The organism is Pseudoalteromonas sp. KJ63-1 (assembly GCF_055808145.1).
This window is the reverse complement of sequence record NZ_JBVVRL010000002.1, coordinates 159,880-184,474: the sequence shown is the minus strand read 5'-3', so window position 1 is coordinate 184,474 and position 24,595 is coordinate 159,880. Positions and strand designations below refer to the sequence as shown.

The window sequence follows — 24,595 nt, the reverse complement described above, 5'->3', positions numbered from 1 at the left end:
AATTAAGTAAGCTGTAAAATATAAAGGCGCAACTTATCATTAAGTTGCGCTTTTTTATTTTTGTTTATATTTATTTAGTTTTTTTAGCAAAACTATCTGCAATGGGTTTTGTACTGATACCATGAATAAATACACTAAATAATATTGTGGTCATTGCTATGGTCGCAATTTGAAATTTATTTTCTATTTGTGTATCGATAACCATTAAAGTAAATACAATCGAAGCCAATCCTCGCGGCCCAAACCAAGCAAACGTTAAACGCTCTTTTATTTTTAATGACGTAAATTGTAGTGACAACATAACAGGAATTATTCTAATCAGTGTTGTACTAAGTAGCGCATAAATTATTATTTCTGTATTTAATTTCGGTATCACTAAATAAGCACAAACAAATCCAAATAAACACCAAATCATTAAAGAGGAAAAGTCAGCTATATGCTCTGAGTCTTCAATCAGCTCTTTGTTTATTGTGGTGCTAGCGTATTTATCAAATAAAAGCCCCGCTACAAATACGGCAATAAATCCACTGCCATGAAAATATTGCGTAAGTGAAAATACAGCCATAGCAAAGCCCAATAGTAAAAACGGACTAGTGTTTTGGGCAAAGTAATGTCGCTTCATTGCAAAGTTTGAACACGGAATAAATAAAGCAATACTTGCAAATGCAATTAATAATGCAACTCCCAACTCTCTAGCAAATACACTTAACGTTTGTGTTGCAGTAATCGCGGACTCAGGATTTTTTGCAAGCAGAATAAATATTAAAAATATAGGCACACATAAGCCATCGTTTAAACCGCTTTCTGTATTAATACCTTCGCGTATTTTTTCAGGAACTTTTGTATTACTTAATAATCCCTTACTTAAAGCCGCATCGGTTGGGGTTAATATAATTGCGATAAGTGCTGCTTGAATTAGTGAAAGCTCAGCAAATAAAAATAACGCGGTTACAATCCCGAGTAATAAAGTTAATGGTAAGGCAACAAATAAAAGTAAACTTGGGTATTGAAAACTATGCCTTAATACTCCTAGTTTTGACTTTGCCGCATCGGTAAACAAAAAGATACTGAGCGTTAATTCTATAAAGGGTAGTAAATACCGTAAGCCATTTTTAAAATTTTCACTTTCGTTTGGGGCTATAAATGCTAGCATTATCCCCCCTATAACAAAAAACATCGGCCCGGTAATTTCTGTTTTTTCTAATTGGCGTAGTGTTATAGAATAAATTAAAAATAATGCACCAATAAAAGCAATAACTAAGTATTCCATTAAATCTTCCTTTTTATTCCAGACTTTGCCCGTTCTTTAATATTTGTTTGAATATATATTTGATCAGTTGTGGCTATTTTTGCGTGGCCTAAATCTTCAGATAAATGTTTTAAAGGTCGAGTTTGTGCGTCATGCGTTGCACCGGTATGTCGAAGCCAATGTGCAGTGGCCGCTTCTAATTGTTCCGCGTCATCTTTAAACCCATCATCAAGTAATGACTGCTGAGCAATATCAAAACTTTGTTGTACTAAACGTCGAATTTGTCTTACTGTCATACCACCTTGGCCACGAATTTTATGCACTAACGGGTCGGATTCGTCAACACGGGGCAGGGCAGGTAAACCACGGTATAACCGGTAACGTTTTAAATACTCAAGGAAATCATCGCTTAAAGTTACATCTCGTAATTTATTACCTTTACCCATTATACGTAAAAACCAAAAGCCATCGTTATCTTGCCAAAAATGAGACATAACAGGTGACCATTGTGGACGCTCTGATAATTCTGATATACGTAAATATAATCCTTTTAAACAGGCGAGGGTAAATAGGTTTCTTTCATACTCTGGTTTTTGTTCACACAGATCACGCGTTACACCAAATACGTATTCCCATTGAATATCGCTTAATGTATCGGGAATTTGTATTTGTGATTGCACAACCAAGTAGGGACTATTTTTCTTAACTACAGGTACAAAGTTAGCGAAAGTTTTTTCTTCTAAAATAGCGAACTTGTAAAATACATTAAGGGCAGTAAACATAGCGGATAATGTTTGCTGACTCGCAATAGATTCTTTTTGCATGAAAGGGCGCCAATTTTGATTTAACCGACGCACTCCTTGCTCATCTTTATAGCGCCACTGCACCGAAGTAGATGCCCACTTTTTATCCGGCTCGACCATAAAATCAACATAGGCTTCGATATCATCGCGCTTTAAATCGAATACTGATTTTTCAGCTATAAGCCATGACCATAAATAAAAACGTTCTAATTCATTGCGAAAACGACTATATGTTGCTTCGGATTTTCGGCCATAAACATATAAAAACTGGTATAAAAAATTAAGATCGGCCTTTGATTCAGTTACAGTCAAGCTGACTTGCTGTATAAAAGAGGCTAGTTCTGGATATTCTGATTGGAGTGTATTATCTTCAAGATGAGCTATTTGATAACGTAATTGTTTTAATGTATCGACCAGAGCAACAAGCATAATAGTAAAATATATAAGAAAATAATAGACTTATAGATTAACCTTAAAGTCCGATACTGTCTAGTATTGGACATAACGAAATTTTGATATTTATGCTAAATGCAGATTTATTAACCATATACCTTATTAAAGGAAAAATCATGAAAAAATTACTTCTGTTAAGCATGTTAGTAATTAGCGTTTTATTAACAGGTTGCGCTACTACAGGCAGTGCTTCTCCTGGAGAAAAACGTGCTTTAGTACAAAGTATGAAATCGAATACATTAACTGCTCTTTATGCTAAAAAACCAGATGTTAAAACCCAAATTGCCAATTCAGCCGGTTATGCCGTTTTTGATAATGCCAATGTAAATGTCATTTTAGCCAGTTTTGGTGGCGGGTATGGTGTAGTAAAAAATAACCTAACTGGTAAGTCGACCTATATGAACATGGGTGAAGCTGGTTTAGGCTTAGGTTTAGGTGTTAAAGATTTTAATATTGTGATGGTTTTTCACGATCAAGCTGCGTTAAATAGATTTATTAAACATGGTTGGGCGTTCGGTGGTAATGCCGATGCTGCTGCAAAATACCAAGATAAAGGTAGTGCTTTGGTTGCCGAAGCCATTGCAGACCAAGTTACTGTGTATTCTTTAACCGAAAGTGGCCTTGCACTGCAAGCCATTTTAAAAGGCACTAAATTTTGGGTAGATTCTGAGCTAAACTAAGCGACCAAAACCCTATCATAAGTGGGCTAGTTTGTATGATTACGCCCACTTTAATTTAAATGATTAAATTTAACATAACGTAATTTATAGGTGGTTAACTATCAGCTATCAGCTATCAGCTATCAGCTAAAATAACTTTACGCTTATAGAATCCAATATACGATGTTTATTATTCTTTTTTCATTTTTTAACGAATAGCAGAAAACATGTATAAAACATTTAAAGCACAAAATAAAACTTAGAACACTTATTTATCTGACCTAAAAAGCAAGCTTTTAAATATAATTAAAACTTAAACACTTTAATATAAAGGCTTACACTCTTTCATTTATATCACTTGAGATGGTTATTTTAATTTTTAAAGTTAAATTAGTTATATAACTTCAAATCAAAATTCTTAGCATTTAATTTTTTATCAAACGCTTCAGCCAGTTTCTCAGTTTCACTAAACACGGTGTTCCAATATTTAATCCGCGTGTCTGCATCTAGATCAGTAAAGTCGTTTCTGTCTGGGATTTTTCCGTAAGGTAAACCGGCTACAAATTCTTTTGATGGGGTGATCATCACTACGTTGTCGTAATTTTGTGGCGACACTTTTCGTTTTAAATTTTTATCGAACCACCCTGCTTTTGGATCTGAATTAAAATGCGGATATAAAATTAAGCCTGGGTTATTAATTTTTAAATCAAAGTGGTAATCAATAATACCGCCATCGCGATATATTCCTGGTGGTGAACCGGCAATATTTTTTATGCCTTGCATTACTAGTGGTATAGAACCTGATGCCAGTAAGGCATCTTTTAAATTTGTTTGTGTGAGTTCAATGCTTTGTGTTTTAAACTTGTTGGACTTCCCAGCTTTCACTAGACAGTTTTTAACTCAGAATAGTACGCTTCTTCAAACTTAGCAGGTGAAACACCGCCTGTGTGTGAATGGCGCTTTTTTGGATTGTAAAACATTTCTATAAAATTGAATATCTCACCTTTCGCATCTTCGCGTGTCGAGTATATCTTACGCTTAACTATTCGCTTTTTAATTGTCGCAAAAAAGCTTTCAGCAACCGCATTATCATGACAGTTCCCAGCACGGCTCATCGACGGCACAAGATTATGTTCTTTCATAAATGCGAGATAGTCAGCGCTACCGTATTGACTACCTTGATCACTATGCACCATTACCTCAGCCTTCGGTTGACGTTGATATACAGCCATCAGCAGTGCGTTTATCACAAGGCGCTTATCCATATTTTTATCCATCGACCAACCCACAATACGCCTAGAGAATAAATCCATTACTGTTGCCACATATAAAAAACCTTCATAAGTTCTTATATAAGTTATGTCGCTCACCCATGATTGATTCGGCGCAGGTGGGTTAAATTGACGCGCTAATAAGTTATCTGCAATCCGCGATGTCTTACCGACTTTAATATGGCGACGCTTATACCCAATTTGCGCTTTAAGCTTATGTTGTCGCATGATCTTAGCGACACGATTTACGCTGCACCGCTCACCGGCTTCACGCAAGTCTGCATGTATCCAAGGGCTACCATATGTGCCGCCACTGGCTACATAAAACGCTTTAATGAGCTTCAACAAGCGATTATCTTCAAGCGCTCTATTGCTTAAAGGCTTTTTCAACCACGCATAAAAACCACTGCGATGCAGCTTAAAAAGGCGGCACATCGTCGTAATGGAAAACTCACTTTGATGATCACGAATGAAGCCGTACTTTACTCGGGGTTGCTGGCAAAGTACCTTGCGGCCTTTTTTAAAATATCCCGTTCCTCCGTGACACGTTTCAATTGCGCTTCTAATTTAGCGATCTTTAATTTTTCATCGGATGGTTGAACGGATTTAGGTTTATCTGATAATTGGCTTCGCCAGTGATATAGCGTTTTAGTAGAAATATCTAACCGTTCAGCGACTTCTGCAACTGAATATCCGCGCTCAGTAACTTGTTTAACAGCCGCTTCTTTAAACTCTTGGGTAAAACGTTTGCCTTTGCTCATAAAACACCTCTTATTAGAAGTTACAATGTAACTTATTGGGTGTCTAGCAAACTATGGGAAGTCCACACAGCTGTCGGTAATACTTAAATTACTATTGGGCGCGCCAAAAATAAAACGCTCGTACTGAGCGCCTAATAATTTTCGATTAACGCGGTTAAGCATATAACTTTTTGATAAACCCAAAAGCTGTATTAACTTATGTTCGCTGGCAATAAAGCCGTTAGATTTTGCCACTATAAAATGCGCTTTAAATAGGGGGTTATTTATAATTTGATTTACGCCATCATCACCAAATACATCATCTAATAGTGCGCGGGCTTTAAGTGTAATTTCAGCGGGCGTTGGTTTATTACTAGAATATCGGGTTTGCGAATACGATTTTGCTAACCGCTTAATGGCTGCAACTGGATCGTTTTGTGCAAAACACGCTGAACGAAAAGCCCCTGCAGATGAGCCAATTAAATTAAGCGGTTGAGTGCGATGTTTAAAAAATTCGCCAAATATATATTTGTCTAAACCAAATAAGGTAAACCATTTAGGCCCGCCACTTGCCCCTAAAAACGAGGTAAAAAGATCGGGTTTAAACCCTTGTTCGTTTATTATTTTTGCAGCCGTTTTACCCGCATAAATGTCGATCATCTAAAAATACTACCTATAGAGTCGCAGTTTAATGTTGTTAAAGCCAAACTTAAAATTGAATACTTATGCAACAACAACATTATTAAACTTTAATCTTAATCCCAAATTCCGTCTTCACATTTGCCCTGCACTTTTACGTTTTTTACCTTAAACTCAGGCTCTATGCCTTTGTCTCTTTGTGCGTGGTAGTCGTTAGTAACAGACAAAATAGTCGGTGTGAGTAGTATAATAGCGATTACGTTTACTACTGTCATTAACCCTAACGCAATATCAGCTAAATCCCATACTTGTTTTAAGGTGGCTGATGCGCCCCACAACATCATTGATAAATAAAGCAAAGTATAAATACCGCGCCCTACTTTGTTATCGAGCTTAAATAAGTGCAGGTTACTTTCGGCGTAGGCGTAGTTAGCAACCACTGAGGTAAAAGCAAATAAAGTAATTGCAGCGGCTACAAAGTACACGCCGCCTTGTGCTAAGTGTGAGGTCATGGCGCTTTGCGTTAAGCGTATGCCTTCCATTTCACCGCTTATATCTACATCTGCCAATAAAATAATAACTGCGGTACAACTACACAATACGATGGTATCGAAAAACACTCCTAACATTTGTATGTAGCCTTGCGTAGCTGGGTGGTTTGGTATTGGACTGGCACTTGCCGATGCATGCGGCACACTTCCCGCGCCAGCCTCATTAGAATATAAACCGCGTTGTATACCGTTTTTAATGGCTGCCCCCATGGCGCCTGCGCCCGCTTCTTGTAAGCCAAACGCAGATAAAAATATATCTTTAAGCATGGCTGGTACTTGGGTGAAGTTAATCAATGTAATTACCACAGCAACAAGCACAAACACAATGCCCATAACAGGTACTACTCGCTCAGCAAATCGGGCAATGGCTTTAAAGCCGCCTAAAATAATAGAGCCTGCTAAAAGTGTGATCACAACACCTGAGTAAAAAGTGGGTATTTCAAATGCGTAATTTAATGCATCAGTAATAGTATTGGTTTGCATGGCGCTAAAGGTAAAGCCGTAACCTAAAAACAAACAGGCGGCAAACACAATAGCAAATGCACGACTGCCTAAGCCTTGTTGAATATAATACGCAGGACCGCCTCTAAATTCGCCATTGCTGTCGCGAATTTTATATACCTGGCCTAAAATACTTTCTGCAAATCCGGTTGCCATGCCCAGTATAGCAATGACCCACATCCAAAATATGGCACCGCTACCACCGAGTGATATTGCCACAGCCACACCGGCTAAATTACCAGTGCCTACTCGTGCACACAGCCCAGTGCAGAGCGCTTGAAATGATGAAATATCGTTTTTATTACACTTATTACTGCCTTTTAACAGGCTAAACATATGCTTAAATTTAACAAGTTGAATTGCTTTTAAACGTACCGAAAACCAAATACCTGCAAACAGTAGTATGTAAATTAGTATTTGGCCTTCTCCCCATAATAGGCCATTTACACTTTTTACTACGGTATCGAACATGGGCTAATCCTTTTGTATTTATTATGTTTTTACTCAGCGAGTAGTTGAGTAATTTGCATTTAATAATGCATGTTAGCCATAGCTTAACGCAGCTAAGCTGCCTTAGAATGTTGACTTAGTGGTAGGTTATTTACTTTGCAGGTGTATACCAGCAATCATGCATCTAACCGAACCTCCCGCCGACTCTATGGTTGGTATAGGTAACGGAACAAGTTTAGCTGTTCTTTGTATTGCTGCTTTTTGCTCGGTTGTAAGTGCATTAAACGCCGTTTGTGAGAGTGCTAAAATACGACCATTTGTACCTTGTAGCTCTATTGCATTGCCGCAAAAGCTACTTATTTGCTCATTAGTTAAGTTGATTACTTCTAAATGGCTTTGTATAAAATGGCTTGTTAATTGTTTGTGCTGACTATTTGGCACCATATTTAAGCTGATCATGGCAAACTCTGTGGCTACACACATCAATACATTAGTATGATAAACCGCAGTACCTTGCTCATCGTAGGCATTAAATACAAAGGGTTTTAGCTTTAATTGCTCGCATACTGTATTAACCACAGCTTTAGTAGTGCGCTTAGATTCTACTGCATAAGCAAGCTTATGTGGGTGGTCAATAACAAGCGATCCTGTACCTTCTAAAAATGAATTTTCTTTCGCTAAAAATGAATAGTCAGTCACAGATAACACTTTATAGTGATTAGTCAAAAAATCAATAATATCTTTTCGATATTCTAATCTTCTGTTTTCTGCGTACATTGGGTACATAACTAGCTCGCCACTTTGATGGGTAGAAAACCAATTATTTGGAAACACAGAATCGGGCGTGTGTGTATGTTCGTCTTCAAAAAGATGAACCTTTACGCCCTCGTTGTGTAATAATTTAACCGCATTAGTTACTTCGTCAAAGGCAAGCTGACTCTGGTTTTGTGAGTTGCAGGTACTTTGAAACGTGTTGTCTAACATAGTTTGTGGGTTAGATGTAAAGTGATGCGGGCGCACCATAACCACCGCTGTTGGTGCTTGCTTTATGTGGCTCATGCGACTTGCTCTTGCTTAGTTGTTTTTGATGTTTGCGCACTATTAAGTACCGAAAATAAATTACGCGGATCGGCTTGTTGTGTAATTAAATCAAGTAATGAAAACTCACCCGCAGCCACCAGCGCGTCTTTAATATAAACCAGCGCGGTAAAGTCTTCGCTCGCAAAACCTACCCCATCAAAAATAGTAAGCTCGTCGTTACTTGTACGCCCGGGTGTTTGTTTATTAATTACTTTATGAAACTCGGTCACGGCAAAGGTTTCGCCCATTTGCTGTATTTCGCCCTCTATTCTGGTTTGCGGCTCATACTCTACAAATACATTAGCGCGTTCCAGTAAAGCTAAATCAAGCTCAGTTTTCCCAGGGCAGTCGCCACCAATCGCATTTAAATGCACACCTTGGGGGATCATATCGCTGGTTAAAATAGTGGCATTTTTTTTATCGGCTGTGCAGGTTGTAATAATGTGCGCACTTTGCACGGCTTCTTCTGCGCTATTGCATATAGTTACATTTAAACCGTAACCACTTAAGTTGTTGTAGGCTTTTTTAGAGGCGTTCTTATCAATATCGTATAAACGAATGTGGGTAATGCCTAATACGGCTTTAAACGCTAATGCCTGAAACTCAGACTGCGCACCATTACCAATTAATGTAAGCGTTGTTGAGTGTTTGGGTGCTAAATACTTTGCCACAAGCGCCGATGTAGCCGCTGTGCGTAAGGCCGTGAGTAAGCACATTTCGCTGATCATAACCGGATAGCCGCTATCAACATCCGATAAAATTCCAAATGCCGCAACCGTTTGAAGTTCTTTAAACGTATTTTTTGGATGACCATTTACATATTTGCAGCTAAACATTTCACCGTCGCTTACGGGCATAAGCTCTATTACGCCATCAGGAGAGTGCGCCGCATAACGTGGCGATTTATCAAATTCGTCCCAGCGAGCAAAGTCTTGTTCTAATCTTTGGGTAAGCTCAAGTAATACATTTTCTATTCCGACTTTAGTTATAAGTTTGGCCATTGCCTGTACGCTAACAAATGGAACACCTTGTTTTGGCTCTGCTATAAAATGACTCATAAATACCTCTTTAATGACTAAATAAATTAATAGAAATAAGTTTATAGGCCAGAGGTGACAGTTAAAATGCCAAAAATTCATACAAATAGTATTGTTTTTTAGCAAATTGCTATGCATTAAAGTACAAATTTAGTAATTTGTAATAAACACATAACCCAAGACGTTTTATGACCCCTTACATTTACGACTCACTAGATAACGCATTAATAGCCGAATTACGAAAAGATGGCCGCGCTTCTATTTCAGCCCTAGCCGATGTTTTAAAGGTGTCACGCGGGACGGTGCAAAATCGCTTGGACCGTTTAGTTTCATCGGGCGCTATATTAGGCTTTACGGTGCGTGTACATGAACACATAGAAACCGAAGCTGTAAGAGCAATAATGATGGTTGAAGTGGTGGGTAAATCTACATCGCAGGTAATTAAAACTCTTCGCGGCATACCAGAGCTAACAAAGTTACATACAACCAACGGAGCTTGGGATTTAGTAGCTGAAATACAGGCTGCAAATTTAGGTGAGTTTGATGGCGTCCTTAGGCAAGTGCGCGAAATAGAAGGCATTTTAAATAGCGAAACCAGTATATTATTGTCATCTACTTAGGTTTAATTAACGCCATGCTTTACTTAAAGTATTTTAGGCAATACTCGATTTATTTATTACCGGTTAAACTTAATGGGATTTAAGTTTAACCTTAATACACAGCTACATGGCGTAGCTGTGTGCATAATCTACTATACGTGTATTTTGGCTTTTTAAATAAGCGCGGCCTGCTTTTACACCTAGTTTATGATCAAAGCGTAAATCATCGTTAGAGCTGCCTAATAATTTACTGTGCAGCTTTTCGTCTGCAAAAATTTGTATGATTTCTACATCACTAGGCGGATTGGCTATAAATGATAGCTCGTCTAGGTATGCTTGCTCGTGTTGAATCAAGTAATCAAGTGTTTTTGGGCAGTAGCCTGATGCACATGCAAATGTTCTAAGCTTTTGAACCCATGCAGTTTGCGCTTGAAAATTCTCATCAACGGTTCTTATTACCACGATTTTTCGTGCGCCACGATTATAAGCTTCGCGTACAGGCAATGGCGCAGCTAAGCCGCCATCTAAATAAAAATCTTCATTCGATTGCTCTGCAGCTAAATGTGCTTCGTTTGCCGCTTTTGAGCCTAACCAAGGAGTGAGTTGAACACCTTGTTTATACAAAAAAGGTAAAGCACTTGACGCTTTTAATAGCTCTCGCCAGTGTTTGCCATCGCCAGTAGGAGATAGATAATACGGCTTACGATCACGTGCATTGGTTGTAGTGATCAGTAGTTCTCTATCACCAAGGCTATTTTTTGCCGCTTTAAAGTCTAATGCTCTATTAACCTCAGTGGTTTTTTCGAAATACCAGTCTAAGTCAACAATGTGTTTACCCATTAGGCCACGACCTAACTGAAAAAAACGTTTATGACGCGAAAGCCCTCTGATCAAGCGTTTTGCGTAACCTTTTTGACGCGCTAAATAACTGGTTAAATTTTGCGAGCCCGCAGACGTGCCTATAAATAAATCAAACGGGTCGTAGTTTTGCTCTAACCACGCGTCAAGTACACCGGCTGTAAATATCCCTCGCTGGCCTCCACCTTCAGCAATCAATGCAGTTTTAGGGTGCATAGGCTTATTGAGTGTATGTGGAGCAACATTTATTTGAGATTTCACGGTGTACCTCTTTGTTGTTAACTTAACTGGTTATGGCTTCACTTTAACGCGTTTAATTAAATCCTTAAAACAGATTAATTGAATCAGTTCGATTGAAAATATAAATCATTCATTTTTACTCAATCTGTAACTCGATTCTCTATTTGGTTATTAGTGTAACTATGGTTGCGTGTACACTTGCTTAATAAACAGCTTAATTCTTTATTTCCATTAATATTTTTAACGCACGATGGCGTTTTTTAGCGTCATATAAATCGTTGGTGAATATAAGCTCATCGACCTCTAATTGGTTCACGATCATTTCTAATTTGTGTTTAATGCTCGCTGGCCCACCGGTCACACTTAGCCTTAAAAAGCTCTCAACTTGAGCACGCTCTTGTTCGCTCCATAAACCCTCCATTGTTTCTACTGGGGGTTTTAACCACACCTCATCGCCTCTGATTAACGACAGTACCCGCTGTTTTGAAGTGGTTGATAAGTATTGTGCTTCTTCATCTGTATCGGCAGCCACTAAAGGTAATGCCAACATTACATAAGGCTTAACTAATACATTTGATGGTTTAAATTCTCGTTTATATAAGGCTATTGCATCATGTACAAAACGCGGTGCAAAGTGGCCCGCAAATACATAGGGTAATCCTTTTTGCGCTGCTAACTGGGCACTAAATAAACTTGAGCCTAACAGCCAAATAGGCACATTAGTGTTTTCACCGGGTATTGCTCGTACACGCTTAGTTCCCTCGTATGGGCCTAATAGTGTTTGTAACTCGCTTACTTCATTAGGAAAGTTTTCAGCGCGGCTAATGTCGTTATTTAAGGCGCGACTGTCACCGGATCGCTACCTGGTGCGCGCCCTAGCCCTAAATCAATTCGACCAGGATACAAACTCTCTAAGGTGCCAAATTGCTCAGCCACAACTAAAGGCGCATGATTAGGTAACATAATTCCACCCGACCCTACGCGTATTTTTTTAGTGTTGCCGGCTATGTGCCCTACTAAAATTGAAGTGGCGGCACAAACAATCCCAGGCATATTATGATGCTCGGCTAACCAAAAACGGTTAAAACCTAATTGGTCTGCTTTTTGTGCGTAGGCTGTACTTTTGTTTAAGGTGTCACTAACCGTGGCCCCTTTAGGCATAGGCGCCAGTTCAAGTAATGAAAAAGGGATAGTTGATAACAAAGCAGCATCTCCAAATTAAATAGCGATTTATGACGTGCTAGCCATAAATAATAAATCTAAAGTAAGAGATGGGTGTAAATTACACCAATTCAAGGCAGCTTATCTTGAAACGCTAAGGTGTTGCGATTGAGCGACAAAAAGCTAGCTACTTTTAGCTGCAGTTTGTTGGCGGTTTAGTTTATATGCCTCTGAATCAAGGCCTTTTTTCCAATAACCCGATGAAACAATTTTACTACGCGGTATAGCTAATTCATCAGTTAATACGGTTTTTGCTTTGCGTACTAATCCGGCCTCTAGTGCCATAAATACAATAGGTTGTTGCTCACTAAGTGGTAGCGATTTTAATGCGTTTATCATATCTGTATCGGGGGTATTTGTTATTAACCAAGTTACATCACGCGAGGAGTCTAAGCTAATCACATCATCTTTTGTTGGTGCATGAATAATCGCGTCAATTTTTGCGTTTATAGGCAATTGTTGCACGTAGCCTTTAATTGCATTAACCGAAGTTAAATCGCCAAGTAATAGATAATATGAATGATCATAGTTATCCAACTTTTTAGGGCCTGGCCCTGCTATACCCACTTCATCGCCTACTTTTGCTTCTTTAGCCCAATTAGTGGCTGGACCTTGGTGCATATTTATCACAAAGTCGAGGGTAAGTGCGCCGGTGTGCTCATCAACATGTCTTATAGTGTATGAACGCATACACGTAGTTTTAATATTAAAGTCAACGCGGCCATTTTGTGGAATAAGCACCTTAACGTAGTTACCAATGTATTGGGCACTTAGGTCGTTAAACTCATCTGAGCCGACAATAATGCGTTGTAAATGTGGGGTTATTTGCTTTGTGCTTAATACGGTTGCTTTGCGTACTTTTTTACCCATATAAATTTACCTCACTAAAAAAGATGAATTGCACAACGCCCCATTGGTTGATAAAATCAACTATATCAATTTAATTGACTTTATCAACCATTATGGATTCCCTATGCATATCTCATTAGCCAATACATTATTTGCTTTAATGCAAAATTATCGCGTTACCATACGCGAAGCGATTAATGCGGGCGAGCTTGGCTTAAACGCAATGCACGTACGTTGCCTGCATATTATTGCAACAACAACTCAGTGCACTGCTAACGATATTGTTAATCAGACCCAGCGCGACAAGGCCCAAATCGCACGCTTAGTGAAAGAGTTAATCGCATTAAAGTTAATTAACAAAGATGCCAGTGAGCACGACAAGCGCTGTTTTATTTTGTCATTTACCTCTGAAGGTCGCACGCTTTATGACAAGCTATTAGCCGCCGAAGAGCAAGTAAATGCGCAAATGTGTAGAAACTTAAACCCACAGCAAATCAATGACTTTTTACATACTGCCCAACAAATGATCAAAAACATGGATTGATCTGCCATTCATTACTTGGCATAACTGATACAAAACGCATATACTGTACACTTATACAGTATATGCGTTTTAGGTTGTGTTATGTTTGTTATTTCCATTTATATAGAGGCCGGTGTATGCGGATTTGAGTCACCTGCAGCGCAGTATAGTGAGCTAGGGATATCACTTGACGAGTTATTAATAAAGCATCCTGATGCCACGTTTATTGGGATAGCGTCTGGGTGCTCTATGCAAGAAATTGGTATTTTTGAGGGCGACTTACTATTAGTTGACCGTGCAGAGATTCCTAAAGATGGCGATGTTATTGTGGCAAACTTAAATGGTTTATTTGTGTGTAAGTTGCTAGATAAAACCAATGCGCGGCTGCTCTCGGCTTCTGCTGCTTATAAACCCGTGCAATTAACCGAGTCTGATGAATTTCAGCTTGAAGGCGTGGTAACTCGCTCAATTAGATTACATCGCCAAAGCCCTGAGATACTTTCATGTATGCCTTAGTTGATGCGGTTGCTTTTTATGCCAGTGCTGAAAAGGTATTTGACCCCGCAATTCGTTCAAAACCGGTGGTGGTGCTTACCAATAATGACGGCTGTGTGTGTGCGGTCTGCCCAATTGCGCGTAAGCTTAATATTCCTAAATTTGGCCCTTACTTTAAAGTTAAGCAGTTACTAGAACAAAACAATGTGGTTGTACGCTCTAGTAACTATGAACTATACGCTAATTTAAGCGACCGGATGATGAACGTTATTGCTCGCTTTTGTGATACCCAGCATATTTACAGTATTGACGAATCGTTTTTGCACTTTAAAGGCTATCAGCCATTAATTACCGATTGGCACCACTACGGTCAGCTAATTAGACGTACGGTATGGCGCGAAACCAAACTCCCTGTTGGGGTTGGTTTTGGGCCAACACCAACCTTAGCCAAAGCCGCGAATCATGCTGCTAAAAAGCTAACTGGCTTTAATGGGGTTGCCGTGATTGATGATGAAGCAAGCCGACAAGCTATTTTACAGCAAATGCACTGCCAGGATGTATGGGGAGTGGGCAAACGTTTAGCTAAAAAACTGGCGCTAATGAATATTAATACCGCATGGCAACTAGCTCAGCAAAGTCCAAAAACAATTCGTCGCCAATTTAGCGTGGTGCTTGAGCGCACAATTAACGAACTCAATGGCATTACCTGTTTAAACTGGGATGATGTTCGCCAAGACAAGCAAGCTATTTTTTCAACGCGTAGTTTTGGCCAGCGCCTTAACGATCCTGATGCAGTGAGAACCGCATTAATAAATCATGCCAGCGTGGTTGCACAAAAATTAAGAGCGCAACAGTCGCTCACTCATCGTATTTATATTTTTGCCGCCAGCTCATCACATGAGCAAGCCTTTTATAAAAAGTCAGCTATGCATCAATTTGATCCGCCCACTAACGATACCCGTGTTATAGCAAGTGCAGTATCAAAGAGTTTTGAGCAGATATATCAGCCGGGTATTCGTTTTTATAAATGTGGAGTGGGTGCATTAGAGCTTAGCCCACAGCAGTTTCAACAACATACTTTATTTGAGAAACAAACCGATAACCCGCAGTTAATGGGCTGCCTAGATGCGATAAATCATCGCTTTGGGAAAGGAATGCTTAGCGTAGCAAGCAGCCAACTAAATGAACGCTGGCATATGAATAGAGCTTTTTTATCGCCGCAATACACAACACGTTGGCGCGATATTCCTAAAATACAGTGTTAGTCAGCAACTTTAATAAATTCGCATTCTACACTTGGGTTATCTAAGGTGTATTTAAGGGTGTTATCGGTTAAAAAAGTAATAGTTTGTTTAATGGTTCTTTCGTGAATTGGATTATCACATCGGCTCATACGTAAACCATTTTCGAGGCCATTAGTTTTGTATTTAAGTGAGCTGGTAATAAAACAATAATTAGGCTTTTGAATAGTACGAGTGCCATTATGTAATGAGTTAAACAAAATCTCTTTACCTAAGCTAAAACCTTGCTCAGGATCTTCAGGGTTATTAAATTGCAATCGACTATTAGTGCACAAACCCGAGTTACTTGAGGTAACTTCGTAATTACCTAGCTTAGTTTTTAATAGTGGAATAAAGCGAGTTTTATTACTTGGGCCTGCCACTGCATAACAGCTAAAAAGGCTTATGGTAAGTAAAACCAGTGTGAAACATTTCATTATAAGCTCTATCCTCGTGTATCAACCATGATCAAGCAATGTGACTATGCCTTAGCTATTTCTAACTATAACAGAGATTTACTATAAAAGATGCGAAGTCGTATTACTATGAGCAGCTGCGCAAAAACTAACTTAAAATACGTAGCTAACAACAAATAAGATTAAACTAGACGTAAGCTTTATTACATAAAGGGGGAAGAAAATGCATTAATAACAAGCTGAGTTATTGCCAATACTTAGCAAATAATTGCGGGTAATTTTGTTTTAAAAACTTAGGTTTGTCTTTAAAGCGCTTACCTTTAGGTTGTTCAAGCCCTGAGGGAATAAAGGGTAACTCATCGTCGTTACGTTCTTCATATAACAAACCTGCAATTAAGTCATACTCATCTAAATACGGATAAGGTTGCTCATTTAAAAAATAAAGCGGTGTGCACTGAGCGAGGCTATCTGGGTTTTCTAGCGCAGCTTTAAATGCGGCTTCACCACGGGATATTAACCAACAACGAAATTCTGAAAAGCCATATTCGTCATTACAGCCCGCCATAACAAACGCCGCACCAAATAAATCCCAGGTATAACTTTGGCGCATACAAATACTAAACTGCTTATCAAATTCAATTAATTGCTCATCTGATAAGTCACTCAGTGCCAACTTAAGCGATTGGCACACTGAATCGGGCTCTGCGGTTTTATCTTTCACTGTAACCAGTCGCCAAAAATCAGTTAAGGTTAGCTCACTCATGCAATGATCTCTTTTACCCGACCCACTTGGCCGTCTTCTAATTGTACTTTTATTCCGTGCGGGTGATTAGGTGACTTGGTCAATAAACGCGACACAATACCATTGGTTAAAGTACCACTGCGTTGATCTTGTTTAAGCACAATATTAACCTCTGTGCCTGGCGTTATTTGCGAGCGTGTTGGAACGGCCATATTTAATCTCTATTACAATTTTTTGCGATTATAGCCTGCTTAATAGAATCTCTCCATATTAAAGCTTTTACTAAGACCATAAATGCCAAATACAGCTTAAAATGAGGGATAATCAAACAAAAACACAGTACCGATTTTTACTGCTTAAGAAATGAAATAGCATTGTTTTTTATATGAATATTTAAACTAGCTAATGCATTACAAATAAGCTGCACAATGTAATCTAGCTGGTTATTTTGTTTAGCCTGCTCTAGTGCAATATCATCAATAAAATAACAACTTACAGTAAACTTAGAAGGTAAATTGTTTAAATCAACCGAGTGAGTAAGAAAGCTAAAGCCCTCAACGTTATCTTTTATTTGCTCGCAAGCCAGTGTTAATTGCTGACGAATACGTTTATCTAGCTGCTTTTGGGTTTTGGTCATGGTTTATTACTGCTCGGCGATTTGTTGTTTTTTGAATTCTTTGTAGCTGTCTTGTTGTTGTTTAACACATTCATGGTATTCCTTGTCGGCCATATGGCTGCACTCACCTAATCGGGCTGATTGAATTTCATGATAGCGGCTATCGCTGCTACACCCTGCTAACACTACGATTACAGATAACGAAAGTAGATACTTTAAGTTATTATTTAACATTCAAAATTCCTTATATTTTCACCGGAAAACTACTAATTTTCGTTACTTTTGCTGTATATTGCACTGGTTTTATATTTATAACCGTTAAGGGCACGTTATGATGTTGTCGCAGTTACAAGAGCTGTTCCAGCGTATCGATAAAAGTAAATTATTTCAATCCTTTGTTATTGCAGTTATTGTGGTTTCTGCACTGACCGTGGGTGCACATACCTATTCATTACACCCTACTGCTGAGCTATTTCTACATTGGATGGATATAGGCATCACAGTGTTTTTCTTGATCGAATTGGTTATTCGTTATATTGCCAGTAAAGGGATCAAAGATTTTTTCTCCAAAGGCTGGAACATATTTGACTTCATTATAGTGATAGGTAGTTTATACCCTGCGGCAGGCTCGACTATTTTTATTGCTCGACTACTACGCATTTTCCGCGTACTACGTTTAGTGTCTATGATCCCAGAGCTGCGCTTATTAGTGAACTCACTTATAAAAGCCATCCCGCAAATGGGCTATATCGCGCTGCTAATGTTTGTGATTTTTTATATTTATGCTGCCACAGGTAGCATGTTGTTTGCTGAAATAAACCCAGTACTGTGGGGCGATGTCTCTATTTCTATGCTTACCTTGTTTAGAATCGCCACCTTCGAAGATTGGACCGACGTGATGTATGAAACCATGGCGGTATACAAATTAAGTTGGATTTTTTACTTAACCTTTATCTTTTTAACTGCATTTGTATTCTTAAATATGATGGTGGGGGCTATTTTAGAAGTAATGAGTGAGGAGCATCGCAATGCCCGAGAAGAGCAAGCCGATACAGACTCACTGCCCGCAACCCAAGGCCAAGTAAACGAATTGAAAGCACAACTGGCAGAGTTAAAACAATTACTCAAAAATAAGTAGCAGATTTAATAGGGCAAGTATGCACTTGCCCTATTGTTTATACTTTAAACTTACCTACTAAATCAGTTAATATCGATGAAAGACGACTCATTTCATTGCCATTCTCACTGGTGCTAACAGCAATATCACTCACCTCATCAGCCGAGTTTTTAATTTCAGTCACATTTCGATTGATGTCTTCAGCGACGTGTTGCTGCTCTTCAGCAGCGGTGGCTATTTGCGTATTTAAATCACTAATATTAACAATAGATGCCGTGATCTCACTAAACTGTTGTTGCGCAGAATGCGCAAGTTCTACAGTTTTATTGGTGGTTTCTATGCTGCGTTCCATGTCTTTAGAGACTTTAGAAGACATCGTGCGTAACTTATCAAGCTGCGATGCAACTTCTTCGGTCGACTCTGCAGTACGTTGCGATAACGCACGAACTTCATCAGCAACCACTGCAAAACCACGCCCATGCTCACCAGCTCGCGCAGCTTCAATTGCAGCATTCAATGCTAATAAATTGGTTTGCTCTGAAATGCCACGAATAACGCTCAAAATCGACATAATATTTTCACTTTCAGTATCAAGTTGAGTAATGTCTGCTGAGGCATTATTTATTACATCACAGAGCTGCACCACACTTTCTACGGTTTGTGTAATAACCGATTGCCCTAAATCTGATGCTTGTTGTGTTTGAACCGCCAAATCGGCCGCATTCGCACAACTACTCGACACTTCATTAGCAGTGGCAGCCATTTCATTAATAGCCGTTGCCGCCATTTCTAAAGCTTGTTGTTGTTGGCTAGTAGAGCTTGTTAGTTGAGCTGCTTGTGATGATGTTTGCGATGAGGTTTTACTAACATTTTGTGCGCATTCATTAATTTGCTTCACCAGCTCACTGATCAAATTTAAAAATAAGTTAAAGCTGGTGGCTAGTTTAGCGGTTTCATCTTTGGTTTTTATTGTTAAGCGCTGGGTTAAATCACCGCCGCCTTGCGATATTTCAGTTAAACCATCGCTCACCTCAACAATTGGAGCTGAAATAAGTTTAGAAATATAACTCGCTATCGCAACAAATACGGCAATTAATATCGCGCTAATAATTAAAATGGTGTACGCCATCGCATTGGCCGCACTCATTACCTCAGACTTTTCTACCACCCCAATAAACTTCCAACCTAAAATGGGAGACGTATAAATATTGGCCATATACTGTTTTCCATCAATATCTACATCAAACAGGCCTTTGCTATTTTTAGCTAAATCGGCGTATTTAGCCCCCTCAATATCTGCTAGGTTTTTGAATCGGTAATCTGGGTGTTTCACATCCACTAGCACACTGCCGCTGTCTTCAATCAACATTAAGTAACCTGTTTCGCCTAATTTAATATCGGCAATAATGTCGGTAAGTCCTCCTAATGAAACATCCATCCCTTGAGCACCAATTAATTCACCGTCATCAATAATAGCTTTAACCGTAGATACAATCACTAAATCATCAGCAGCCCAGTAATACGCATTAGTACGAGTTGTTTTACCGTTCGCTTGTTTAGCTGTTTTGTACCATGGGCGCTGACGAGGATCATAATTGGCGTTTACGTTTCCCATTGGCCATTGAATATAACCACCTTGTTCATTCCCCATGTAAATATAAGCAAGCCCAGGGTGAGTCTCACCAAAGTGATTAAATAAACTATAAGCAGCTTGCTCCGTCGGACTTTGGTTAGGGTGATCAAGCATTACCTTAGTGCCAACATTCATATGCGTTTTTATGTTATCACGGGCATTTTTAATCGTTTGGTGGGAGGCTAAGTAGTCCACGTTTTTGGCAATTTCAGCAAAAAACATAGTAATTGCATTATCAACTTGGCGGGCTTCACGTTCACTTAACTGAGAAAAATTATCAAGTGCTTGCTCTCTGGTTTGGGAAATAACTAAAGCAGCTATAATTAATAGCGGCAAGGCAATTGCAGATGCAAAAGAGAGCTTTAATTTTTTTGATATATTCATGAAGTTAACCTCTAAAAACACTCTTAAGAATATAGTGTGACTAAAAGGGTTGAGCAAGAAATAATATGAGAATGTTTCGAAGAGGCAATAAAAAAGGTTAGCAATTTGCTAACCCTTTAACTTGATGAACTAGAAACTTACTCGCCGTCTACAATAATTCGTAGCATCCGGCGAAGTGGCTCCGCTGCACCCCATAAAAGCTGATCGCCCACGGTAAAGGCGCTGATGTATTTTGGGCCCATAGCGAGTTTACGAATACGGCCCACAGGAATACTCAGCGTACCGGTTACTTTAACTGGGGTTAAGTCGGTACTGATAATGTCGCGCTGATTAGGAATTACTTTAACCCACTCATTGTGCGAAGCTAAAATTTCTTCAATTTTTTCTACGCTAATATCTTCACGTAGTTTAATTGTCATCGCTTGGCTATGACAACGCATTGCACCAATGCGTACACATAAACCATCTATGGGTACAGGCTGTTTAGATGAGCCTAAAATTTTGTTGGCTTCTACTTGCGCTTTCCACTCTTCTTTTGATTGACCGCTTGGCATAGGCACATCAATCCATGGGATTAAGCTACCCGCCAGTGGCACACCAAATTGGTCTTGTGGCAAATCACTCGATGCCATTTTTTCGCTTACTATTTTATCAATTTCTAAAATAGCTGAACTTGGATTATCTAATTGCTGTGCGACACTTGCATGAATAGCACCCATTTGGGCAATGAGTTCTTTCATGTTGCGCGCACCGGCGCCCGATGCTGCTTGGTAGGTCATTGGGCTTACCCATTCAATTAGGTCGTGCTCAAATAAACCGCCCAGTGCTAGTAGCATAAGTGAAACCGTGCAGTTACCACCTACAAAGGTTTTAACGCCTTGCTCAAGCCCTTGTTCAATGACATCTTTGTTAACAGGGTCAAGTACGATAATACTGTCATCGCTCATACGCAGCGCAGAGGCTGCATCTATCCAATAGCCATCCCAACCCGATTCACGTAATTTTGGGTACACCGCATTGGTATAATCGCCACCCTGACAGGTAACAATAATGTCCATTTTTGCAAGTTCAGAAATATCACTAGCATCTAAAAGCGGTTTAGCTGGACCTGCTAACTCTGGGCCAAGCTGACCTGCTTGTGAGGTGGTGAAAAAGGTGGTGTCGATATGTGCAAAATCATGTTGTTGTTTCATTCGCTCTAGTAATACTGAGCCTACCATGCCGCGCCATCCGACTAATCCTACTTTTTTCATTGTTTGTTCCACTATTTGATTCATAAAAGGAGCCTATACATTAAAAATTAAAAATTCATTGCGTGAGATTTAATTTTTACAGCCTTAAGCTAACACCACCAGCACACTAAAACTAGTCAATAAACTGTAACTTAAATATTTTTCATACACATAAAAAAGCCCTGTACAAAATACAGGGCTAATAAGTAGTTAGGCGTTGTTATAAATCCTATCCTTGGGCTTTTACTTAAAACTCGTAGCTAAAGCTGACGCTCAGTTCTCTAGGCGTTTCTTGAGAACGAATTAACACATCATTTTGTTCTACTTCAAAGTTTTGTCCCAACATATTTTTCACTTTAAGTGTTAATGTGGTATTGAACGTTGGGTAGTAACTATAAACCATGTCTAACGAGTTTAAAGGTTGTTCGTAAGCGTCATCAAAGTTGTTAACACCCGCAGCTAAAATACGGTCACCAAATACGTTATAAATAACTGAAGCTTGGTGCATGCCATTATGCGAATCGTAATTCAATTGTAGGTTGGCAACATACTTTGAGTGGCCAGTCATACGTCGTTTTAGATTTGTAAGGTCGGCGCGCTGTTCTTGTGCAATTTCAACTTCTGAATCACTGACCGTTAAATTACCAGAAGTAAAAAAAGCACCTCCCAATAAATCACTATGCAACTCAGTTAACCATTCTGCTTCTATACCGTAAACATAGGCTGTATCTGCATTGTCAAACTGCAGAGTAAAACGGCCGTCACTTTCGGTTAATAATGCTTCGATTGGGTTATCTATGTCTTTATAGAATGCGCCAACTGAGTAGTTATCACCATTGTCCATATAAAATTCGATACGTGCATCAAAGTTATCTAGGTAACTAGATTCTAAGAATGGATTACCAAGCGTTCGATAACCGGTCAACGGATCTTGGAATTGAACAGGGCTTAACTCACGCAAGTCAGGACGAACAACCGTGCTGCCATAACCAAAACGAACCTGGTACGACTGCTGACTATATGTCATAGATAATGAAGTAAAATACTCATCTTCCATCACACTTGCTTGTTTTATCGCATCTGCACTTAATTTATCTGCCAATAAAGCAGGATCGAATGCTGAGCGAGAAAAAGCAAGGGCAACTTGGCGGAAGTCCTCGTAACGCACACCACCACTTAAACGCCAATCTTGAGCAAAAGTGATATCAAAAGAGCCGTAATAAGCATCAATCATTTGCGCTGCTAGGTAATCATCGGCTGTAGGTTCTTGAAACAATAACTCTACACCCGTTGAATCGATAACAGCATCATTAGCAAAGAAACTACCAATTGACAGTGCTTCTTCTTCACTTTGTGCTAAATCTAAAGACTGTGTTTGGCTAAAGCGATAGTTAAAAAAGTCTGTGCGGTAATCACGCGTTTTTTCAACAAAATAGCCGCCGCCCGCAATTTCAACTTCGGCGTAATCAAAGTAAAAAACTTTGTTAACATTAACGCCCCAGTTTTCTACATCGTCTTCTAGCTCAACAAATCGATACAAATAAGGGTTGCCACCTAAGCTACCATTATAAAAAGTACGTTGATATTCGCCATCGGCGTACTCATCACGCACCGTTACTTCAAGCTCGCCAGGTATACTCGTCGTCGCTGTTGAATCAGTGTATTGCCAATCTACACCAACACCTTCAAGAAAACTCCACTCTAAATTGTGCATTCCACGAAGTTGAAGTATTTCAAGTTCACGTTCCTCAAAAGAGGTTAGGTGGCTTCGCTGTAATTGCCCAGCATCAATGCTTAATGACTTTGAAGGCTCTTGGTAAAGCGCAACAGAAGCTTCATCTTCAGTATCTCGTAGCATCATATAGGTGGCTGTTAAATCATGGCCGCCAATTTTATAACCTAAATTTAGAGAGCTATTTAATTTTATATTATGCTTTGTTGATACTTCTTTCTCTGTGGCAGAGTAACAAGTAAAGTCATCTTTTGAACATTCAGATTCAGATGCGTCAACAGAAGAAAGTACTGCGCTAAACTTCTCTGCATTAGACCATTCATTTTCATAAGCAACTGATGCTAAGAAACCAAAAGATCCGTCTAGGCCAAATAAGTTATCAAATCGGTCGCCATAAACAGCTTTAATGCCTGCATCAGGGTTTAAGCTTTCTTTTTCTAAGCCAAAATCTCTTGGTAGTGCTTTTGATAAACTTTTATTTAAGTCTATTGCAGCTGCTTGACCAATATCAGCCCCCTGACGTCTTGACTCCACATCTCTTATATTTCTGTATGAGATATCAGACAAGCCATTGATATAGGTATTTAACGCCGTTTTAACGGCTCCTGGTAATGCGCGTGTACCATCATCTTTACCTAACCAGTCGTCACTGCCGCCATTGTATGTGTAGCCTTCATCGTTTGTATCTTTATAGCTAGCACCAATCTCAACTTTAAATAAAGTATCACTTGGAATGCTTTTCGTCCTGATATTAACGTCACCACCACCAAAAGCCGCAGGCATATTAGGCGAATAGGCTTTTTGAACAGCTAAAGATTCAATAATACTTGATGGGAAAATATCAAGTGGAATTACATTTCGAGTCAGATCTGGGCTTGGAACAACCGCGCCATTTAAACGCACGCTTGAATAACGCTCACCTAAACCGCGTACATAAATAAACTTATCGTTAACTAACGATAAGCCTGTAACACGGCGAAGTGCAGAAGCGGCATCGCTATCACCTGTTCTAGATATTTGCTCTGAACCCATTATATCAGCAACAAATGCCTGGTTTTTACGTTCATCAATTACGGCACTAGCACTGCCTTTTAGGCGTGTACCTGTTGCAACAACTTCTTCTATCGCTTCTTCATTGATTATTTCTTGTGCCTGTTCAGCAAAAGAATTAAATGAAGAAAAAGGGAGAGCAGAGATAACGTTATTAGATTAGTTTTAAACTGCT

22 protein-coding genes and 3 pseudogenes are annotated in these 24,595 nt (G+C 39.2%); 6 read left to right on the top strand and 19 right to left on the bottom strand.

All coding sequences use genetic code 11. From position 1 onward, the window contains the following. Positions 1-70: 70 nt before the first annotated feature. Positions 71-1,270 (bottom strand): cation:proton antiporter, encoded by a 1,200-nt coding sequence (locus tag AC0L7Q_RS17315; protein WP_413403327.1) that lies wholly within the window; start codon positions 1,268-1,270, stop codon positions 71-73. Then, positions 1,270-2,481 carry a tyrosine-type recombinase/integrase gene (locus AC0L7Q_RS17310; protein ID WP_413403325.1) on the bottom strand — a complete coding sequence of 404 codons (1,212 nt, stop codon included), beginning with the start codon at positions 2,479-2,481 and terminating at the stop codon, positions 1,270-1,272. Before AC0L7Q_RS17310 ends, AC0L7Q_RS17315 begins: the two co-directional genes overlap by 1 nt. Before the next feature lie 140 nt (positions 2,482-2,621). Between AC0L7Q_RS17310 and AC0L7Q_RS17305 the strand changes: the two genes are divergently transcribed. Further along, positions 2,622-3,185: a lipid-binding SYLF domain-containing protein gene (locus tag AC0L7Q_RS17305; RefSeq protein WP_413403323.1), complete on the top strand. Its 564-nt coding sequence runs from the start codon at positions 2,622-2,624 to the stop codon at positions 3,183-3,185. Between the two features lie 369 nt (positions 3,186-3,554). Here AC0L7Q_RS17305 and AC0L7Q_RS17300 read toward each other — a convergent pair. The 6 genes and pseudogenes from AC0L7Q_RS17300 to AC0L7Q_RS17275 all read right to left on the bottom strand — a co-directional run. Beyond that, positions 3,555-4,034 (bottom strand): annotated as a pseudogene (locus AC0L7Q_RS17300) (patatin-like phospholipase family protein); the annotation flags it as partial. A gap of 14 nt (positions 4,035-4,048) precedes the next feature. Next, positions 4,049-5,196 (bottom strand): IS3 family transposase gene (locus AC0L7Q_RS17295; protein ID WP_413403321.1). Its coding sequence is split into 2 segments (ribosomal slippage): positions 4,049-4,959 and positions 4,959-5,196, totalling 1,149 coding nucleotides; the frame shifts between segments, so codons are not numbered across the junction. Between the two features lie 69 nt (positions 5,197-5,265). Beyond that, positions 5,266-5,835: pseudogene (locus AC0L7Q_RS17290) on the bottom strand (patatin-like phospholipase family protein); the annotation flags it as partial. A gap of 95 nt (positions 5,836-5,930) precedes the next feature. Beyond that, positions 5,931-7,337, bottom strand: coding sequence for an alanine/glycine:cation symporter family protein (locus AC0L7Q_RS17285; RefSeq protein WP_413403319.1), 1,407 nt, complete (start codon positions 7,335-7,337; stop codon positions 5,931-5,933). A 126-nt stretch (positions 7,338-7,463) separates the two neighbouring features. Continuing rightward, positions 7,464-8,375 (bottom strand): citrulline utilization hydrolase CtlX, encoded by a 912-nt coding sequence (ctlX, locus tag AC0L7Q_RS17280; RefSeq protein ID WP_413403317.1) that lies wholly within the window; start codon positions 8,373-8,375, stop codon positions 7,464-7,466. Continuing rightward, positions 8,372-9,454 carry an ornithine cyclodeaminase gene (locus tag AC0L7Q_RS17275; RefSeq protein ID WP_413403315.1) on the bottom strand — a complete coding sequence of 361 codons (1,083 nt, stop codon included), beginning with the start codon at positions 9,452-9,454 and terminating at the stop codon, positions 8,372-8,374. Before AC0L7Q_RS17275 ends, ctlX begins: the two co-directional genes overlap by 4 nt. A 167-nt stretch (positions 9,455-9,621) precedes the next feature. On the opposite strand from AC0L7Q_RS17275, the gene AC0L7Q_RS17270 reads away from it, so the two are divergent. Then, positions 9,622-10,053 (top strand): Lrp/AsnC family transcriptional regulator, encoded by a 432-nt coding sequence (locus tag AC0L7Q_RS17270; protein WP_054201566.1) that lies wholly within the window; start codon positions 9,622-9,624, stop codon positions 10,051-10,053. Positions 10,054-10,155: 102 nt separating this feature from the next. Here the strand turns inward: AC0L7Q_RS17270 and AC0L7Q_RS17265 are convergent, their stop codons facing one another. The 3 genes and pseudogenes from AC0L7Q_RS17265 to AC0L7Q_RS17255 form a co-directional block, all read right to left on the bottom strand. Further along, positions 10,156-11,106 (bottom strand): patatin-like phospholipase family protein, encoded by a 951-nt coding sequence (locus AC0L7Q_RS17265; RefSeq protein ID WP_413403572.1) that lies wholly within the window; start codon positions 11,104-11,106, stop codon positions 10,156-10,158. A 238-nt stretch (positions 11,107-11,344) separates the two neighbouring features. Further along, a pseudogene (locus AC0L7Q_RS17260) lies at positions 11,345-12,333 on the bottom strand (LLM class flavin-dependent oxidoreductase). A gap of 141 nt (positions 12,334-12,474) precedes the next feature. Beyond that, positions 12,475-13,221, bottom strand: a complete 747-nt coding sequence (locus tag AC0L7Q_RS17255) for a siderophore-interacting protein (RefSeq protein ID WP_413403312.1) — start codon at positions 13,219-13,221, stop codon at positions 12,475-12,477. A gap of 103 nt (positions 13,222-13,324) precedes the next feature. Between AC0L7Q_RS17255 and AC0L7Q_RS17250 the strand changes: the two genes are divergently transcribed. The 3 genes from AC0L7Q_RS17250 (at position 13,325) to AC0L7Q_RS17240 (ending at position 15,483) form a co-directional block, all read left to right on the top strand. Continuing rightward, on the top strand, positions 13,325-13,744 hold the full coding sequence (locus AC0L7Q_RS17250; RefSeq protein ID WP_413403310.1) for a MarR family winged helix-turn-helix transcriptional regulator: 420 nt from the start codon (positions 13,325-13,327) through the stop codon (positions 13,742-13,744). 81 nt (positions 13,745-13,825) lie between these two features. Then, positions 13,826-14,239 carry a translesion error-prone DNA polymerase V autoproteolytic subunit gene (gene umuD, locus AC0L7Q_RS17245; protein ID WP_413403308.1) on the top strand — a complete coding sequence of 138 codons (414 nt, stop codon included), beginning with the start codon at positions 13,826-13,828 and terminating at the stop codon, positions 14,237-14,239. Beyond that, positions 14,227-15,483 (top strand): Y-family DNA polymerase, encoded by a 1,257-nt coding sequence (locus tag AC0L7Q_RS17240; protein WP_413403306.1) that lies wholly within the window; start codon positions 14,227-14,229, stop codon positions 15,481-15,483. The genes umuD and AC0L7Q_RS17240 overlap by 13 nt, the downstream gene beginning before the upstream one ends. Here the strand turns inward: AC0L7Q_RS17240 and AC0L7Q_RS17235 are convergent. The 5 genes from AC0L7Q_RS17235 to AC0L7Q_RS17215 form a co-directional block, all read right to left on the bottom strand. Further along, on the bottom strand, positions 15,480-15,935 hold the full coding sequence (locus AC0L7Q_RS17235) for a hypothetical protein (RefSeq protein ID WP_010388821.1): 456 nt from the start codon (positions 15,933-15,935) through the stop codon (positions 15,480-15,482). The two genes, AC0L7Q_RS17240 and AC0L7Q_RS17235, sit on opposite strands and share 4 nt — an antisense overlap. Positions 15,936-16,158: 223 nt before the next feature. After that, positions 16,159-16,677, bottom strand: a complete 519-nt coding sequence (locus AC0L7Q_RS17230) for a DUF4240 domain-containing protein (protein WP_409425976.1) — start codon at positions 16,675-16,677, stop codon at positions 16,159-16,161. After that, on the bottom strand, positions 16,674-16,868 hold the full coding sequence (locus AC0L7Q_RS17225; RefSeq protein WP_008468098.1) for a YwbE family protein: 195 nt from the start codon (positions 16,866-16,868) through the stop codon (positions 16,674-16,676). Before AC0L7Q_RS17225 ends, AC0L7Q_RS17230 begins: the two co-directional genes overlap by 4 nt. A 137-nt stretch (positions 16,869-17,005) precedes the next feature. Further along, on the bottom strand, positions 17,006-17,293 hold the full coding sequence (locus AC0L7Q_RS17220) for a hypothetical protein (RefSeq protein WP_054201572.1): 288 nt from the start codon (positions 17,291-17,293) through the stop codon (positions 17,006-17,008). Between the two features lie 6 nt (positions 17,294-17,299). Beyond that, positions 17,300-17,506 (bottom strand): hypothetical protein, encoded by a 207-nt coding sequence (locus tag AC0L7Q_RS17215; RefSeq protein WP_010388825.1) that lies wholly within the window; start codon positions 17,504-17,506, stop codon positions 17,300-17,302. A 100-nt stretch (positions 17,507-17,606) separates the two neighbouring features. Between AC0L7Q_RS17215 and AC0L7Q_RS17210 the strand changes: the two genes are divergently transcribed. After that, on the top strand, positions 17,607-18,410 hold the full coding sequence (locus AC0L7Q_RS17210; RefSeq protein ID WP_010388826.1) for an ion transporter: 804 nt from the start codon (positions 17,607-17,609) through the stop codon (positions 18,408-18,410). 37 nt (positions 18,411-18,447) lie between these two features. Here the strand turns inward: AC0L7Q_RS17210 and AC0L7Q_RS17205 are convergent, their stop codons facing one another. The 3 genes from AC0L7Q_RS17205 to AC0L7Q_RS17195 all read right to left on the bottom strand — a co-directional run bounded on the left by AC0L7Q_RS17205 (position 18,448) and on the right by AC0L7Q_RS17195 (position 24,402). Continuing rightward, the gene (locus tag AC0L7Q_RS17205) at positions 18,448-20,406 is read right to left on the bottom strand and encodes a methyl-accepting chemotaxis protein (protein ID WP_409425975.1); all 1,959 of its coding nucleotides are present in this window, start codon (positions 20,404-20,406) and stop codon (positions 18,448-18,450) included. A gap of 137 nt (positions 20,407-20,543) precedes the next feature. Beyond that, a complete protein-coding gene (asd, locus tag AC0L7Q_RS17200) occupies positions 20,544-21,683 on the bottom strand; it encodes an aspartate-semialdehyde dehydrogenase (protein WP_413403302.1) in 1,140 nt (379 codons plus the stop codon). A 202-nt stretch (positions 21,684-21,885) separates the two neighbouring features. Continuing rightward, entirely contained in the window at positions 21,886-24,402 is a 2,517-nt protein-coding gene (locus AC0L7Q_RS17195; RefSeq protein ID WP_418157363.1) for a TonB-dependent receptor domain-containing protein, read from the bottom strand. Positions 24,403-24,595: the final 193 nt, after the last annotated feature.